We start from the raw sequence: 15,876 nt of genomic DNA on the forward strand, positions 1-15,876 counted from the left end.
GGGCGGAGCTACGGAAGGAGGTAGATCACACCGAACAGGCCGACCCACACGATGTCGACGAAGTGCCAGTAGTAGGACACGACGATCGCCGACGTGGCCTGGGCGGGCGTGAACTTGCTCAGTTTCGTGCGGATGAGCAGGTACACGAAGGCGATGAGCCCGCCGATGACGTGCAGGCCGTGGAACCCGGTCGCGAGGTAGAAGACCGTGCCGAACGGGCCGGACGGGATCGTCAGCCCCTCTTCGACCAGGGTGTGGTACTCGTTGGCCTGGCCGCCGACGAAGATCGCGCCCATGATCAACGTGATGATGTACCAGCGGCGCAGCCCGTAGACGTCGCCGCGCTCGGCGGCGAACACGCCGAACTGGCAAGTCAGCGAGGACAGCACGAGGATCACCGTGAACGGGATCGCGTACGCCACGTCGAGGTGGAACGGCTCGCCGTGCAGCGGTGGTGGCCACGCGCCGGACGAGTTCTGCGCCTTGACGGTGAAGAACATCGCGAACAGTCCGGCGAAGAACATCAGCTCGCTGGAAAGCCACACGATGGTGCCGACACTGACCATGTTCGGCCGGTTCAGCGAGTGGACCCGCTGACTGATGGTGGGAGCTGCCGTTGTCACGCGTCGCATTATGTCCTCTCGCACCACCGCTCCGCCGGGTGGGTCCACGGCGGGTCGTCTGCGTAACCGATCACACCGGATGCCCGGGAAGGTGAGAGCTACTCATGGGTTTACTCGACCGCCTGCTTGACCTGGTCAAGAAGCGGGAAACGCCCGGTCTGACGCCTGAGACGCCGGGGCTGGAGATCGTCGCCGAGGCCTTCGACCCGGTCGTCGCGGACTCCGCCGTGCTCGCCGGTTCACCTGCTTGGGTCAGCACGGCACCGGCCGTTCTGCGGCACCACTTGCTGCTGCCGCCGGACCGGCTCGCCGAGGCGGCGTCGATCCTCGCCCAGGACGGCTATGAGCTGCGGGAACAGGCTCCTTCGGAGGGGCTGGCGCGGGTACTCGCGGTCCGCGTCCAGGTGCTCGACGCCCTGCACTGCGCCCAGGAACGCTCCCGGATGGCGGGTCTCGCGCAACGATTGGGCGGCGACGCGCTCGGCTGGGACGCGCAACAGCCGGAGCCGACCGCGTGATGTCGGTCTCTGCCGATACGATCGGCGGAGACGTACATCGCGAGACGGAGGCGTGCTCAATGGGCGAGCGGTCGATGCGGGTCCTGGTGTTCAGCCACAAGGCGGAGGTGCGCGAGGCGATCGTGAACGCGGTCGGCCGGCGGCCCGCCGCCGACCTGGCGCGCGTGGACTACGTCGAAGCGGCCGGGATCGCCGACGTGCTGTCCGAGGTGGACGCGGGCAACGTCGACCTGGCGATCCTCGACGGCGAGGCGCAGCCGACCGGCGGCATCGGCCTGTGCCGGCAGCTCAAGAGCGAAATCACCGACTGTCCGCCGATCGTGGTCGCCGTGCGGCGCAAGGACGACCGCTGGCTGGCCACCTGGTCGCAGGCGGACGCCGTGCTGGTGCACCCGCTGGACCCGCTGACCGCCGCGGAGACCGTCGCCGACGTGCTGCGCGCGCGACGGGTCCCCGTCGTGAACGGCTGAGCCCGGTGACCACCCCGGTCCCCCGCACCTGGCCACCCCTGCTCAAGCAGCTGATCGCGGGCGTCGACCTCTCCGCGGAGGACACGGCGTGGGCGATGGACCAGATCATGAGCGGCGCGGCGAGCCCCGCCCGGATCGCCGGGTTCGCCGTCGCGCTGCGCGCCAAGGGCGAGACGCCCGAGGAGATCGCCGGGATGGCGGCCATGATGCTGGCGCACGCCCGGCGGGTCGAGCTGGACCGCCCGGCGGTCGACATCGTCGGCACCGGCGGCGACGGCTCGAACTCGGTCAACATCTCGACGATGGCGACGATCGTCACGGCGGCGGCCGGCGCGCCGGTGGCCAAGCACGGCAACCGCAGCGCGTCGTCGAAGTCCGGCGCGGCGGACGTCCTCGAGGCGCTCGGCGTCACGATCAGCCTGCCGCCGGAGGACGTCCAGCGCAGCCTCGCCGAGGTCGGCGTCGGGTTCTTCCTGGCCTCGGCGTTCCACCCGGCGCTGCGGCACGCCGGCCCGGTGCGCAGCGAGCTGGGCATCCCGACGACGTTCAACCTGCTCGGCCCGCTGACCAACCCGGCCCAGCCGGGCGCCGCGCTGGTCGGCTGCGCGTACGCCGACAAGACGCGGGTGCTGGCGGAGACGTTCGCCCGCCGCGGCACGCGTGCCCTGGTCGTCCGCGGTGACGACGGTCTCGACGAGATCACCACGACGACGACGTCGACCATCTGGGTGATCTCGGACGGCACGGTGACCGAGCGCAGCTTCGACCCGGCCGCCGTGGGCATCGCCCGCGCGACGGCGGAGGACCTGCGCGGCGGCGACGCGGCGGCGAACGCCGAGGTGATCCGCGAGCTGGTCGGCGGCAAGCCGGGCCCGGTCCGCGACGCGGTCCTGATCAACGCGGCGGCGGCCCTGGCGGCCTTCACGGGCTTCTCGGAGTCCCTGGAGGACGACCTGCGGGCCGGCTTGACGCGGGCCGCGGAGGCGATCGACTCGGGTGCCGCGGCCGCGCTGCTGGACCGCTGGATCGCCTTCAGCTGACCTTCACCCGCTGCTTTTCGGTCCGGCGGCTGCGCTGCGGTGCCAGCGCGGCCGCCAGGACCGCGAGCATGCCCAGCGCCTCGAGCCAGCTGGGGCGGTGGCCGTAGCAGGCGATGTCCACCAGGACCGCGACCACCGGGTACAGGTAGGACAGCAGCGCCACCGTCGTGGTCGGCAGCTTGCCGATGCTCGCGTACATCAGCACGTACATCAGTGCCGTGTGGACGGTCCCGAGCAGCACCAGCCAGAGCAGCCCCGACGTCGTCGACGGCAGCGGCGTGATCAGCAGCGCAGGCGCCAGCACGAGCGCGCCCACCGTCGTCTGCACGGCGGCCAGCAGGTGCGGGCGGATGTGCTTCAGCTGCTTCGCGACGAAGGACGCTCCAGCGTACAAGACCGCCGCGCCGAGCGCGAGCGCGATGCCGGCGAGCTGGACCGGCTTGCCGTCCTCGCCGTGGGCGGACAGCGAGATCACCGCCACTCCCCCGAACGCGATCGCGGCCCGGGCGAGGTGGCTCTTGGCGACCTTCTCGCCGAGGAAGGCCGCCGCCAGGCCGACCAGGATCAGCGGCTGGGTGTGGTAGACGACCGTGCTGACCGAGATCGACGACAGCGCGTACGACGCGAACAGCAGCACCCAGTTCCCGACCAGGAACAGCCCGCCCAGCACCGCCAGGCCGAGGTCGCGGCGGGACGGCCGCCAGGCCCGCAGCCAGCCGCGGGAGAGGCACCAGAGCACGAGCAGCGCGCCGCCGACGAAGCAGCGGGCGAAGGCCACGGCGGGGGCGGCCGCGCCGCTCTCGAGGACGACGGCGCCGATCGTGCCGGACATCGCCATCGCCGCGGACCACTGGAGCAGCGGGCGGGTTTCCGAATTCGTCATGCGACCAGGTTCGTCGCGCGGGCGGAGGTCAACCAGTGTCAGAGATGACAACGGCCGCAAAACTTGTGACAGACTGGCCGGCATGGACGTCAAGCGGGTCGCCGTGGTGCTCGCCGACCGCGTTTCGCCGTTCGAGCTGGGCGTCGCGTGCGAGGTGTTCGGCACCGACCGCAGCGCCGACGGCATCGAGGGCTGGGACTTCGGCGTCTGCTCGCCGGCCGGGGCCGCGGTCGAGAGCTGGTCCGGGTTCGGGCTGGCCGGCCTGCGTGACCTGGACTTCGCGGCGTCGGCCGACCTGCTGATCGTGCCGACGTGCGCGCCCCGGACCGCGCCGCCGCCCGAACCGGTGCTGGACGTCCTGCGCGACGCCGCCGGGCGGGGCGCGTGGGTGGCGGGGTTCTGCGCGGGAGTCTTCTCCCTGGGCTACGCGGGCCTGCTCGACGGCCGCCGCTGCACGGTCCACTGGGTGTACGAGGCGGAGTTCCGCGCTCGCTTCCCGGCGGCCCAGGTGGACCCGCAGGCGCTGTACGCCGACGACGGCGGCGTCCTGACCAGCGCGGGCACGGTCGCGGCGGTCGACCTGTGCCTGCACCTGGTCCGGCGGCTGCGTGGCGTCGCGGCGGCCACGACGCTGGCCCGGCGGATGGTGGCGGCCCCGCACCGCGCGGGCGGCCAGGCGCAGTTCGTCCAGGCGCCCGTGCCGGCGACGGCGGCGGGTGACGACGCCGTGGTCGCGGAGGCCCTGGAGTGGGTGGAGCGGCGGCTGGACCAGCCGTTCACGGTGGCGGAGCTGGCCCGCCGCAGCGGCCTGGGCGAGCGGACGTTCCTGAGGCGCTTCTCGGCGGCCACGGGCACCACGCCGCACCGCTGGCTGACCGAGCGGCGGCTGGACCGCGCCCAGGCGCTGCTGGAGGAGGGCGGCCTCTCGGTGGAGGACATCGCGACGGCGTGCGGGTACGCCTCGGCGGCCGCGCTGCGGCACCAGTTCAGCCGCCTGCGGGGCACGAGCCCGTCGTCCTACCGGACGGCTTTCCGCGGCTGAAAAACGAAACCGGCCGCCGCACCGAAGTGCGACGGCCGGTCCGGCGAGTGAAACTCAGTCGTGCGACGGCCCCGTGTGGTACTCGAACACCAGCCCGCCGATCGTGATGAGCAGCGCGACCAGCGCGATGACCAGCAGCCAGATGTGGAAGAACGCCAGCGCCACGGCACCGAGCGCCGCGGTGGCCGCCATGCCGACCGGCCAGTAGCTGCCCGGGCTGAAGAAGCCCAGCTCGCCCGCGCCGTCGCTGATCTCGGCGTCCTCGCGGTCCTCCGGGCGCGGCTCGATCCGGCGCGCGACGAACTGCAGGTAGCTCCCGGCCAGGAACGCCAGGCCACCGGTGAGGAACAGCGCGACGATGCCCACCGGCTCGGCACCGTGGGTCGCGGCCAGCGCGGTCCACACCCAGTACACGCCGGCCATGAACACGGCGAAGATCGCCACGATGAAGAAGATGCGGGCTTCGACCTTCATGGTCTTTTCCTACTCCTGTGTCTCGCCGGCCGTCAGTTGGACGCGGTCCGCGCGGTGCGGTCGGTGTTGAACGGCTGGGTCGTCACCGCGTGCGGGGTGCACAGCTCGCCGCAGTTCATCTTCGCCAGCGCTTCGGCCGCGGTGAACGACTGGCCCGTCGAGGGGTTCACCTGCTTGCGCAGCGCGATGTACTGGTCGTACTTGTCGGCCGACAGCGCGCGGACCTCGAAGTTCATCACCGAGTGGTACGTGCCGCACAGCTCCGCGCACCGGCCGACGAAGGAGCCTTCGCGGTCGATCTTGTTCTGGAAGGAGCTGTCCTGGTTGTTCTTCTCCGGGTTCGGCATGACGTCCCGCTTGAAGTGGAACTCCGGAACCCAGAAGGAGTGGATGACGTCGGTGGAGACCAGGTCGTACTGGATGGTCTTGCCGACCGGGAGCACCAGCAGCGGGATCTCGCCGGACGAGCCGACGGTGCTGATCTGCTGGCCGTCCGCCTTCTTCGCGGACTCGTCCTCGTACTTGAACTCCCAGTTCCACTGGAAGGCCACGACCTGGACCTTGACGTCCGGGTTCGGGATCTTGTCCAGGACCTTCGACTCCGTCGTCGCGGTGAAGAAGAACAGGACGCAGACCATGATCGTCGGGACGACGACCGTGAACAGCTCGAGCGGGATGTTGTACTGGAACTGCCGGGGCAGCTCCTCCGGCTCGCCGTCGGCCGTCTTCTTCTTGCGGTGGAACGTCGCGGTCCAGAAGATCAGGGCCCACACGATGACACCGACGACCAGCGCCGCGACAACCGTCCAGGTCCACAGGTTCCGCATGTCGGTGGCCTGCTGCGTGACGCCGACCGGCCAGCCGAACCGCAGGATCTCGTCGCCGGAGCAGCCCGTCGCGGTCAGCGCGACCAGCACGGCCAGCGCGGCGACGCGCACGGTCCGCTTCCCCAGGGTGCGCTCGGGTTGTCCCACTGCGCCTCGCCCTTTCACCCAGAGCCTCCTACGACCGATCTTTGTGACAGCCGGACTCTAGCCGAGTTGGCCGGTCCTGCTGACCAAGGGGTAACCATCGACGTGCGTGTTACTCGCCACCAGCGTCCCGGCATACTGGGGCCTTCCCCAGCCCGCGAAGACCCTGAAGGTGTGTGAGTCCCCGTGTGCGGCCTGCTTGGACTGATCTGCGCGACCGAGACCGGCGCGGCGAACGCGCGTGACGCCGTCGGCGCGGCCATGCGCTGCCAGCGCCACCGCGGCCCCGACGAGCAGGACACCTGGGCCGACGCCGAAGTCGTCTACGGCTTCAACCGGCTCGCCTTCATCGACGTCGAGCACGCGCACCAGCCGCTGGTCTGGGGCCCGCCCGAGGCGCCGGGCCGGTACACGATGAACTTCAACGGCGAGATCTACAACTACCTGGAGCTGCGGGCCGAGCTCGCCGAGCAGCACGGCGCGAAGTTCGAGACCGAGGGCGACGGCGAGGCCATCGTCGCCGGGTTCCACTACCTCGGCGCGGAGTGGGTGAAGCGCCTGCGCGGCATGTTCGCCTTCATGATCTGGGACTCCCAGGAGAAGCGGGTCTTCGGCGCGCGCGACCCGTTCGGGATCAAGCCGCTGTTCTATTCGGCCGGGCCCGAGGGCGTGGCCTTCTCCAGCGAGAAGAAGAGCCTGCTGGAGCTGTCGGACGTCCTCGGCGTCGCCCAGGAGCTGGACCGGAAGGCCCTGCAGCACTACCTGGTCCTGCAGTACGTGCCCGAGCCCGAGTCGCTGCACACGGCGATCCGGCGCGTGGAGTCCGGGACGTCGTTCGAGGTGGTGCCCGGCGGTGAGGTGAAGTTCACGCGCTACTTCCACCCGCAGTTCACCGCGAAGCCGGTCAGCTCCCCCGCCGAGGCCGAGGAGCTGTACCAGCGCATCGCCGACGTGATGCGCGACTCGGTCGGCAAGCACATGATCTCCGACCCGGACGTCACGGTCGGCGCGTTCCTCTCCGGCGGCATCGACTCCACGGCCACCGCCACGCTGGCCAAGGAGCACAACCCGAACCTGATCGCGTTCACCACCGGGTTCGAGCGCGAGGGCTACTCCGAGGTCGACGTCGCCGCCGAGTCGGCCGCCGCGATCGGCGTCAAGCACGTGGTCCGGACGGTGTCGGCGGACGAGATGATGGAGGTGCTGCCGCTCATCGTCTGGTACCTCGACGACCCGGTGGCCGACCCGGCGCTGGTCCCGCTGTGGTTCATCGCGCGCGAGGCCCGCAAGCACGTCAAGGCCGTGCTGTCCGGTGAAGGCGCGGACGAGCTGTTCGGCGGTTACACGATCTACAACGAGCCGATCTCGCTGGCGCCGTTCGAGAAGATCCCGGGCGGCATGCGCAAGATCATCGGCAAGGTGTCGACGAAGATCCCCGAGGGCACCCGCGGCAAGGACCTGCTCCGCCGCGGCGCGCTGCCGCTGGAGGACCGCTACTACGGCAACGCCCGCAACTTCCGCGACGACCAGCTGCGCAACGTCCTGCGCACGTACCAGGAGGGCGTCGGCTTCAAGGACGTCACGGCACCCTGGTACGACGTCTCGCGCGGCTGGGACCCGGTGGCCCGCATGCAGCACGTGGACCTGTACACGTGGCTGCGCGGCGACATCCTGGTCAAGGCCGACAAGGTGACGATGGCGAACTCGCTGGAACTGCGGGTGCCGTTCCTCGACGCCGAGGTGTTCAAGGTCGCGGCGTCGATCCCGCTGGACCAGAAGCTCGCCCACGGCACGACGAAGTACGCGCTGCGCCAGGCGCTGGCCAAGATCATCCCGGCGCACGTGCTCAACCGCCGCAAGCTGGGCTTCCCGGTCCCGATCCGGCTGTGGCTGCGCAACGAGATGTACGATTGGGCGAAGGGGATCATCTCGGATTCGAAGACCGAGGAGCTGCTGGACAAGAAGGCGATCCTGGCGCTGCTGGAGGAGCACAAGGCGGGCCAGCTGGACCGCAGCCGCCAGCTGTGGGCGCTGATCGTGTTCATGCTGTGGCACGGCATCTTCGTGGAGCACCGGATCAAGCCGGAGATCCCGGAGCCGGTGTACCCGGTCAAGCTCTGAGGTTCGCGTGACGAAGGCCCCGCACCGGCTCGGTGCGGGGCCTTTCCCGTGCCGAGGCTCAGGCGGCGGGCAGGACCGCCCCGATCTCCTCCGCGGCGTCCGGACCGAACGCCTCACCGATGCGGGCCAGGGCCTCGGCGCGGTCGAACGTCCACTCCTGGGTGCCGACCGTCTCCAGGACCAGCACCGCGATCAGCGACCCCAGCTGGGCCGCGCGCTCCACGCCGAGGCCGCCGTCGAGGCCCGCCAGGAAGCCGGCGCGGAAGCCGTCGCCGACGCCCGTCGGGTCGGCCTTCGTGCGCTCGGGGACCGCGCCGATCTGCAGGGCGACGCCGTCCTTGCCCACGATCTCGACGCCCTTCTCGCCCAGCGTCGTGATCCGCAGGCCGACCTGGTCGAGGACGTCGGCCTCGGTCCAGCCGGTCTTCTGGAGCAGCAGCTCCCACTCGTAGTCGTTGCTGAACAGGTACTTCGCGCCGGCGACGAACGCGCGCGCCTGCTCGCCGGTCATCCGGGCCAGCTGCTGCGACGGGTCGACGGCGAAGGCGTACCCGCGCTGGCGGCACTCCTCGGCGTGGCGGATCATGCCCTCGGGGTCGTCCGGGCTGATCAGCACCAGGCTCAGCGCGCCGGCGCGCTCGGCGATCGGCGACAGCTCGATGTTGCGGGACTCGGCCATCGCGCCGGCGTAGAAGGTCGCGATCTGGCAGAGGTCCTCGTCGGTGGTGCAGACGAACCGCGCGGTGTGCGCGACCTCGGACACGTGCACGCCCGAGGTGTCGACGCCGTGCCGCTCCAGCCAGGAGCGGTAGTCGGCGAAGTCGGCGCCGACGGCACCCACGAGGACCGGCTGGACGCCGAGCACCCCGAGGCCGAAGGCGATGTTCGCGCCGATGCCGCCGCGCCGGACCACCAGGTCGTCGGCGAGGAAGCTCAGTGAGACGCGGTGCAGCTGCTCGGCGACCAGCTGCTCGGCGAACCTGCCCGGGAAGTGCATGAGGTGGTCGGTCGCGATACTGCCGGACACCGCGATCCTGGCCTTTTCTGCCACCGGCTGCTCCTTTGTGCTCTTTCCTCACGGCAAAAGGCGCGAAGTTACCCCCGGGTCATGACCCATCCGGGTAGTTCGCGCGCGCCCAGCCGACACTACCGGCTGGTACTCCTGTTCCAGTCGAGCGCAGATCAATAGCGTTACGAATCGTGAACGCCGTCACCGAACCCGAGACCCTGTCCGAGCTGATCGCCGATTGCGCTTTCATCCCGGCGACGCTCCAGGCCGAAAGCCTCCCGACCTCGCTCGTCACGGCCGAACCGTGGCAGGTCGACGAGGCGTGCCACGCCCAGGTGGCCGAGCTCGACGCCTACGTCTGACCCCCGGATTCCCGCAGCAACGGAGAAGGCCCCGCCTCCCACCCGGGAGACGGGGCCTTCTGCTGTGGTGTCGTGGCTCAGTGGAACGAGTCGCCGCAGGCGCAGGAGCCGGTGGCGTTCGGGTTGTCGATCGTGAAGCCCTGCTTCTCGATCGTGTCCACGAAGTCGATGACGGCTTCCGACACGTACGGCGCGCTCATCCGGTCGACGGCGACCTTGAGGCCGTCGAAGTCGCGGAACAGGTCTCCGTCGAGCGTGCGCTCGTCGAAGAACAGCTGGTAACGCAGGCCCGCACAGCCACCGGGCTGGACGGCGATGCGCAGGTGCATGTCGTCGCGGCCCTCCTGCTCGAGCAGGGCCTTCGCCTTGGAAGCCGCGGCGTCGGTCAACGTGACGCCGTGGGTCTCCTCGGCGGTCTCGGCCTGCGTCGCGCCGGCGTGCTCAGCGGTCGTCATGGCACTCCCTCATCAAAGTCGAACTCGCTGCGGATACTCCTCGTGCTGACGTGTTCAACACCCGGGGCGTCCGATCTGTTCCCCCACCATGGTCGCACATGGATCGCCCTGGTTACCGGCGGCGTGACGCCTGCAATACCCTGGTGAGGTGAGGTTCCTGCGCCGAAGCACCACAGACACCGCCGCCGAAGAGCCGGAAACGGCCGAAGCCGTCGACGTCGCCGGCAAGGCGTACACGCCCGGTAAGGGCAAGGCTACGCCGAAGCGCCGCGACGCCGAGGCGAAGAAGCGCGGCCCGGTGGCACCGCCGCCCACGACGATGCGTGAGGCGATGAAGCGCAACAAGGAACTGCGCAAGGCGAACCCCCAGTCCAAGGAAGACCGCCGGGCGGCCGCGAAGGCTCGCCGCGACGCGATGATGCGCGGCGACGACAGCGCCCTGCTGCCGCGCGACAAGGGGCCGGTCAAGCGGTACGTCCGCGACCTGGTCGACAGCCGGCGCAACCTGCTCGGCCTGTTCATGCCGCTGGCGATCGTGGTGTTCCTGGCGCTGCTGGTGCCGTTGCCCCAGGTGCAGTCGTACATCACGCTGCTGTGCACGGCGATGCTGCTGGTGATGGCGATCGAGGGCTTCGTGAACGGCCGGAAGATCGCGAAGCTGGTCCGGGAGAAGTTCCCGAAGGAAGCGGTGAACGGCCGGTCGATCGGCTGGTACGCGTTCGTCCGGGCATCCCAGATCCGGCGGCTGCGGATGCCGAAGCCGCGGCTGAAGCCGGGCGACCCGATCCCGAACTGAGCCGATTTCGAGAAGCCGGGTGGAGCGAGCCTCCACCCGGCTTCTCGCTGTCCGCGACCGCGGGTCCGACCTCCGGGCCACCCCCGCCGTGGCTGGAGTCACTCCAGGTCGTTAGCAAAGCAAACGATTACCGCCTAAGCTCACAGCCATGGAGTTTCGTCGTCTCGGCCGCAGTGGCCTCAACGTCAGTGAGATCTCGTACGGGAACTGGCTCACCCATGGTTCCCAGGTCGAGGAGGACCAGGCCCGCGCCTGCATCGAGGCCGCCCTCGAGGCCGGCATCACCACCTTCGACACCGCCGACGCCTACGCCAACACCGCCGCCGAGGCCGTGCTCGGGCGGGGGCTGAAGGGGCAGCGGCGGGAAAGCCTCGAGATCTTCACCAAGGTCTTCTGGCCCACCGGCCCCAAGGGCCCCAACGACAAGGGCCTGTCCCGCAAGCACATCATGGAGTCGGCGCACGCGAGCCTCAAGCGGCTGGGCACCGACTACGTCGACCTCTACCAGGCGCACCGGTTCGACCGGCACACCCCGCTCGAAGAGACCATGGTCGCCTTCGCCGACCTCGTGCGCCAGGGCAAGGTCCTCTACGTCGGCGTCTCGGAATGGACCGCCGAGCAGATCTCCCGCGGCGCCGCCCTCGCGCGTGAGCTGCACATCCCGCTCGTGTCGAACCAGCCGCAGTACAACATGCTCTGGCGCGTCATCGAAGAGCAGGTCATCCCCACCTCCGAGCGCGAAGGCCTGAGCCAGATCGTCTGGTCGCCGATCGCCCAGGGCGTGCTCACCGGCAAGTACAAGCCCGGCCAGGCCTACCCCGAAGGCTCGCGCGCCACCGACGAAAAGGGCGGCGCCGACATGGTCGCCCGCTTCCTCGACGAGGACGTCCTCAAGCGCGTCGCGCAGCTCGAACCCCTCGCCAAGGAGGCCGGGCTGAGCCTCGCCCAGCTGGCCGTCGCATGGGTGCTGCAGAACCCGAACGTCGCCTCGGCGATCATCGGGGCCTCGCGGCCGGAGCAGGTGCACGAGAACGTCAAGGCCGCCGGGCAGAAGCTCGACGCCGACCTCCTGCAGGCCATCGACGACGTCCTCGGTGACGTCGTCGAGCGCGACGCGAGCCTGACCAAGAGCCCCTGACCCGGAGGCTCAGTCCTGGTTGATCCGGCCCTGGAACGGCACCCCGAGGTCGAACGCGTCCTCGGGGGCCATCCGGGGCTCCAGGCCGAACCCGCGCAGCAGCCGGCTGGCACCCGCCAGCCGGTCGCCGCCGCGGCCGGGCACGCGCGCGGGCGCGAGCCCGTGCGCGACCAGCAGGCTCTCGACGTCGTCGATCAGCCGGTACGGGTCGTACTCACCCACGGACCCAGGTCTTCCCCGTGATCCGCTCGTAGACCTCGGTGTAGCGCTGCCGCGTCTGCTCGACGACGTCCGCGGGGATCTCCGGCCCGGGCGGGGTCTGGTCCCAGCCCGTCGACCGCGACCAGTCGCGCACGAACTGCTTGTCGAACGCGCGCTGCGGGCGGCCCGGCTCCCACTCGTCGGCCGGCCAGAACCGCGACGAGTCCGACGTCAGGACCTCGTCGCCGAGGGTCAGCGTGCCGTCGGCGTCGAAGCCGAACTCCAGCTTCGTGTCCGCGATGATCACGCCCTGCTTCGCCGCGTGCTCCGCGCCCTTCGTGTAGATCTCCAGCGTCAGCTCGCGAAGCCGCTTCGCGGTGTCCTCGCCGATCTCGTTCAGGACCTCGTCGAAGGTCATGAACTCGTCGTGGCCGGTGTCGGAGATCTTCGTCGTCGGCGTGAAGATCGGCTCCGGCAGCTTGTCGCCCTCGACCAGGCCCGGCGGCAGCGCGACACCCGAAATCTTGCCGTCGCGCTGGTACTCGCGCAGGCCCAGGCCGGCGAGGTAGCCGCGCGCGATGCACTCGACCTGGACCATCTTCAGCGGCTTGCAGCGCATCGCGCGCCCGGCGAACTCCGCCGGCACGTCGGTGGTCGACACGACGTGGTTCGGGACGACCTCGGTCATCCGGTCGAACCACCAGGCCGACAGCTGGTTGAGCAGCTTGCCCTTGTCCGGGATCGGCGTCGGCAGCGAGACGTCGTAGACCGAGACGCGGTCGGACGCGACCAGCAGGATGTCCCCGCCGTCGAGTTCGTACAGGTCACGGACCTTGCCCGCGTGGATGTGCTTCATTCGCCGTCCTCAGTCGTGTACTCGTAGAAAACCCAGTGGTCGGGCAAGGCGGCGGACTCACCGTACTCGACGACCGTCCCGTCGGCCGCCAGGAAGGTGCTCCGGCCGAGCAGCACCGGCGACCCCTCCGGCAGGCCCAGCTCGGCCGCCTCCTCCTCGCCCGCGCGGCCCGCCGCGTGGCGTTCCTGCGTCGTCGCGATCTTCGTGCCCAGCCGGGCGGCCGCGTGGGCCGCGGTGCCCTCGACGATCCGCTCCGCCACCAGCAGCGCCGGCGCCTTGGCCGACAGCGCGCCGTCGAACCACGACGTCGACGTCGACAGCGGCCGCGAGTCGGGACCGTACGTGGTCCGCCGGCGGCGGATCACCGGGGCGCCCGCCTCCAGGCCGAGTGCGGCCGCGGCGCGTTCGGTCGCCGGTTCGAGGGTGGCCGAGCGGATCACCGCGTAGTGGCCCGGCGGGTAGATCCGGCCGGTCCGCGCCGAGGCGGCGGAGCGGTCGCGGGCCGTGCGGTGCAGGCCGCCGCGGTCGACGACGGTGCCGACGCCGCGCACGGGCCGCACGAGGCCCTGCGAGCGCAGCGTGGCCAGCACCTTGGTGGCCGTCGCCATGGCGACGGTCCAGGTGCGCGCTATCTCGCGGGCGGACGGCACTGCGTCGCCCTCCTGCAGCCGGCCGGACAGGATGTCGTCACGGATCCGGCCCGCGATCTGCAGGTACGGCGGCTCAGGGCGGTCGAGGGTGGGCAAGGCGGCTCCTCACAGGGACAACACGCACAAGTGTTCTAGCACGCCGGGGGGTGTCCCACAAAGGCCTGTTCAGAACCACCCAGGTGTACTAGTACACGCACTGGACTGCGCTCTAGTACGCTAGTTACCCTCGAAAGTGTGTCCCCGCCCACACCGAACTCCGGTTCCGGCGGCCCGGGCCTCGAGGAACTCCTCGAGGAACTCCGGCGCCGCAAATGGGTGCTGCACCTGTTCGGCGGCCGCGAGGCGCCGGAGATCTACGCGGCCGTGCACCGCTGGCCGACCTGCGCGGACGTCATCATCCTCCGCGACGAGCACCGGGCCAGCGCCTACCGCGTGCCGACGTTCCCGGGCACGGACGTGTTCAACCCGCGAGTCGTCACCTGGCAGTACCACGCCACCCCGGTGTGGACGCTGCGGGCGGTGCTCACCCTGGCGGAGCCCGGCACCCCGGGCGCGCCGCTGCAGGCACTCCGGCCACAGCCGGACTGCCGGATCCCGGCCGAGCTGCGGCGGGACGTCACCATCCGGCCGACCGGGCTGCCTCAGGAGGGAGACGACGGCGGTGGCCCGCCCGCGTGCGCCTAGCGGTTTCCGGGCGCAGCGGGCCGGCCGCCGCTCCGCGAAGACGAGGTGACCCCACCGATCGGCAGGGAGGAGAACCACCCATGCGCCAGGAAGCACCCGTTCCCCCGAAGCCTTCGCACTCGGCCTACCCGTAGGGCACGAGCTGCGGTCCGGCCCGGAAGCCCTGAGGCCTCTGGACGCGGATCGCGCCGGGCACCCGGACGGACCGGGTGCCCGGCATCCACCTCGGACAGCGTCGTCCGCGGCCAGGCCCGGCACAGCCCCCCCGTCCTCGCGTGTACGGGCCGACACCGCACCGATCGACTCGAGGTGGACCAGCGGCCGGGCCGCGTCGTGCGGCAGCACGGCGTCGACCCGGCCGCCTGTGCTTTCGCGGGCGACGAGCCGCGAGACCACCACCCGGCTCTTCCCGGTAAGTTGGCCGCAGCATTGCCGCGGAAGAGGAAGGGCCTGGCGTGGAGCCGGAAAACATCGAGTTCCCCGAGATCACCCCGCCCGACGACCATGCCCGCTCCGCGGCGATCGCCCTGCACGACAAGCTCGTCAAGCCCGCCGGTTCGCTCGGGCGGCTCGAAGAGCTGGGCGTCTGGATCGCCGCCTGCCAGGGGCAGTCGCCGCCGCGGCCGTTCACGCGGCCGCGCGTTGTCGTCTTCGCCGGGGACCACGGCATTGCCGCCAAGGGCGTTTCCGCCTATCCCGCCGAGGTCACCGCGCAGCTGCTCGGCACCATGCTCACCGGCGGGGCCGCAATCAACGTCCTGGCCGCCGCCGCGGGCGCGAGCGTGCGGGTCGTCGACCTGGCCGTCGACACCGAGGCTCCCGCGACCCGCTCGATCGGCGAGTTCAAGGTCCGCCGCGGCTCCGGCTCCATCGACGTCGAAGACGCTCTGACCGCCGACGAGGTGAAGAAGGCGATCCGCGCCGGGATCGCGATCGCCGACGCCGAGGTCGACGGCGGGGCCGACCTGCTCATCCCCGGCGACCTCGGGATCGGCAACAGCACCCCGGCCTCCGTGCTGGTGGCGGCGCTGACCGGCAGCGAGCCGGTCGCCGTCGTCGGCCGCGGCTCCGGCATCGACGACGACGCCTGGATGCGCAAGGCCGCCGCCGTGCGCGACGCCCTGCGCCGGGCCCGCGCGGTGCTGGCCGACCCGGTCGACCTGCTGCGCAGCACGGCCGGCGCGGACATCGCCGCGATGACCGGCTTCCTCGCCCAGGCCGCGGCCCGGCGGACGCCGGTGGTGCTCGACGGCCTGGTCGCCTGCGCGGCGGCGCTCGTCGCCGAGGACCTGGCCCCGGGCGCCCGCCGCTGGTGGGTCGCGGGCCAGCGGACGGCCGAACCGGCGCACGCCCTGGCCCTGGAGCACCTCGACCTGGGCCCGCTGCTGGAACTGGACGTCCGGCTCGGCGAAGGCACCGGCGCGGTGACCGCGCTGCCGCTGCTGATGATGGCCGCCCGCGTCCTCGCCGAGACGGCCACCCACGAGCAGGCCGGCGTCTCCGGCCCGCTCATCGCCGCGCCCGCGTCCTGAACCACGAAAGCGACTCCCGGAAGGTCGGCTCGCCGACCCTAGGGGTAACTG

The 15,876-nt window shown here is 70.9% G+C and carries 19 protein-coding genes; 10 read left to right on the plus strand and 9 right to left on the minus strand.

The features are described 5' to 3' along the window. Positions 1-8: 8 nt before the first annotated feature. Positions 9-632, minus strand: coding sequence for a heme-copper oxidase subunit III (locus tag I4Q55_RS44785; RefSeq protein WP_206796912.1), 624 nt, complete (start codon positions 630-632; stop codon positions 9-11). Between the two features lie 95 nt (positions 633-727). Between I4Q55_RS44785 and I4Q55_RS44790 the strand changes: the two genes are divergently transcribed. Genes I4Q55_RS44790 through trpD form a run of 3 tightly spaced genes read left to right on the plus strand, consistent with a single transcriptional unit; the run spans position 728 to position 2,651 of the window. Beyond that, positions 728-1,141 (plus strand): hypothetical protein, encoded by a 414-nt coding sequence (locus I4Q55_RS44790; protein ID WP_206796914.1) that lies wholly within the window; start codon positions 728-730, stop codon positions 1,139-1,141. A gap of 59 nt (positions 1,142-1,200) precedes the next feature. Next, positions 1,201-1,611, plus strand: coding sequence for a hypothetical protein (locus I4Q55_RS44795; protein ID WP_086848121.1), 411 nt, complete (start codon positions 1,201-1,203; stop codon positions 1,609-1,611). 5 nt (positions 1,612-1,616) lie between these two features. Next, on the plus strand, positions 1,617-2,651 hold the full coding sequence (gene trpD, locus I4Q55_RS44800) for an anthranilate phosphoribosyltransferase (protein ID WP_206796916.1): 1,035 nt from the start codon (positions 1,617-1,619) through the stop codon (positions 2,649-2,651). On the opposite strand, the gene I4Q55_RS44805 is transcribed toward trpD, so the two are convergent. Further along, a complete protein-coding gene (locus I4Q55_RS44805) occupies positions 2,644-3,534 on the minus strand; it encodes a DMT family transporter (protein WP_206796917.1) in 891 nt (296 codons plus the stop codon). The two genes, trpD and I4Q55_RS44805, sit on opposite strands and share 8 nt — an antisense overlap. An 82-nt stretch (positions 3,535-3,616) precedes the next feature. Between I4Q55_RS44805 and I4Q55_RS44810 the strand changes: the two genes are divergently transcribed. Then, positions 3,617-4,576, plus strand: coding sequence for a GlxA family transcriptional regulator (locus I4Q55_RS44810; protein WP_206796918.1), 960 nt, complete (start codon positions 3,617-3,619; stop codon positions 4,574-4,576). 54 nt (positions 4,577-4,630) lie between these two features. Here I4Q55_RS44810 and I4Q55_RS44815 read toward each other — a convergent pair whose 3' ends face one another. Both I4Q55_RS44815 and I4Q55_RS44820 read right to left on the minus strand, forming a co-directional pair. Continuing rightward, positions 4,631-5,050, minus strand: a complete 420-nt coding sequence (locus I4Q55_RS44815) for a cytochrome c oxidase subunit 4 (RefSeq protein ID WP_206796919.1) — start codon at positions 5,048-5,050, stop codon at positions 4,631-4,633. Between the two features lie 32 nt (positions 5,051-5,082). Continuing rightward, entirely contained in the window at positions 5,083-6,024 is a 942-nt protein-coding gene (locus I4Q55_RS44820; protein ID WP_206796920.1) for a cytochrome c oxidase subunit II, read from the minus strand. Between the two features lie 183 nt (positions 6,025-6,207). On the opposite strand from I4Q55_RS44820, the gene asnB reads away from it, so the two are divergent. Then, a complete protein-coding gene (asnB, locus tag I4Q55_RS44825) occupies positions 6,208-8,142 on the plus strand; it encodes an asparagine synthase (glutamine-hydrolyzing) (RefSeq protein ID WP_206796921.1) in 1,935 nt (644 codons plus the stop codon). A 58-nt stretch (positions 8,143-8,200) separates the two neighbouring features. Here asnB and I4Q55_RS44830 read toward each other — a convergent pair whose 3' ends face one another. Then, on the minus strand, positions 8,201-9,193 hold the full coding sequence (locus I4Q55_RS44830; protein ID WP_206796922.1) for a carbohydrate kinase family protein: 993 nt from the start codon (positions 9,191-9,193) through the stop codon (positions 8,201-8,203). A 149-nt stretch (positions 9,194-9,342) separates the two neighbouring features. On the opposite strand from I4Q55_RS44830, the gene I4Q55_RS44835 reads away from it, so the two are divergent. After that, a complete protein-coding gene (locus I4Q55_RS44835; protein ID WP_206796924.1) occupies positions 9,343-9,513 on the plus strand; it encodes a hypothetical protein in 171 nt (56 codons plus the stop codon). Positions 9,514-9,590: 77 nt separating this feature from the next. Here the strand turns inward: I4Q55_RS44835 and I4Q55_RS44840 are convergent, their stop codons facing one another. Continuing rightward, positions 9,591-9,968, minus strand: a complete 378-nt coding sequence (locus I4Q55_RS44840) for an iron-sulfur cluster assembly accessory protein (RefSeq protein WP_004562664.1) — start codon at positions 9,966-9,968, stop codon at positions 9,591-9,593. Between the two features lie 148 nt (positions 9,969-10,116). Here I4Q55_RS44840 and I4Q55_RS44845 point away from each other — a divergent pair, with 148 nt between their 5' ends. Together I4Q55_RS44845 and I4Q55_RS44850 are read left to right on the plus strand one after the other, a co-directional pair. Then, positions 10,117-10,764: a DUF3043 domain-containing protein gene (locus I4Q55_RS44845; RefSeq protein ID WP_206796926.1), complete on the plus strand. Its 648-nt coding sequence runs from the start codon at positions 10,117-10,119 to the stop codon at positions 10,762-10,764. A 148-nt stretch (positions 10,765-10,912) separates the two neighbouring features. Continuing rightward, complete coding sequence (locus tag I4Q55_RS44850) at positions 10,913-11,902, plus strand: aldo/keto reductase family protein (RefSeq protein WP_206796928.1); 990 nt, start codon at positions 10,913-10,915, stop codon at positions 11,900-11,902. A gap of 9 nt (positions 11,903-11,911) precedes the next feature. Here I4Q55_RS44850 and I4Q55_RS44855 read toward each other — a convergent pair whose 3' ends face one another. The 3 genes from I4Q55_RS44855 to I4Q55_RS44865 are packed head-to-tail and all read right to left on the minus strand — an operon-like array spanning position 11,912 to position 13,705. Then, complete coding sequence (locus I4Q55_RS44855; RefSeq protein WP_206796929.1) at positions 11,912-12,124, minus strand: hypothetical protein; 213 nt, start codon at positions 12,122-12,124, stop codon at positions 11,912-11,914. Beyond that, entirely contained in the window at positions 12,117-12,959 is an 843-nt protein-coding gene (locus I4Q55_RS44860; RefSeq protein ID WP_206796930.1) for a phosphoribosylaminoimidazolesuccinocarboxamide synthase, read from the minus strand. The genes I4Q55_RS44855 and I4Q55_RS44860 overlap by 8 nt, the downstream gene beginning before the upstream one ends. After that, positions 12,956-13,705, minus strand: coding sequence for a GntR family transcriptional regulator (locus I4Q55_RS44865; RefSeq protein WP_206796931.1), 750 nt, complete (start codon positions 13,703-13,705; stop codon positions 12,956-12,958). Before I4Q55_RS44865 ends, I4Q55_RS44860 begins: the two co-directional genes overlap by 4 nt. Before the next feature lie 138 nt (positions 13,706-13,843). Between I4Q55_RS44865 and I4Q55_RS44870 the strand changes: the two genes are divergently transcribed. Further along, positions 13,844-14,293 (plus strand): hypothetical protein, encoded by a 450-nt coding sequence (locus I4Q55_RS44870; RefSeq protein WP_206796932.1) that lies wholly within the window; start codon positions 13,844-13,846, stop codon positions 14,291-14,293. Positions 14,294-14,748: 455 nt separating this feature from the next. Then, complete coding sequence (gene cobT, locus I4Q55_RS44875) at positions 14,749-15,825, plus strand: nicotinate-nucleotide--dimethylbenzimidazole phosphoribosyltransferase (RefSeq protein WP_206796933.1); 1,077 nt, start codon at positions 14,749-14,751, stop codon at positions 15,823-15,825. Positions 15,826-15,876: the final 51 nt, after the last annotated feature.

The organism is Amycolatopsis sp. MtRt-6 (genome assembly GCF_017308975.1).
Lineage (GTDB): Bacteria > Actinomycetota > Actinomycetes > Mycobacteriales > Pseudonocardiaceae > Amycolatopsis.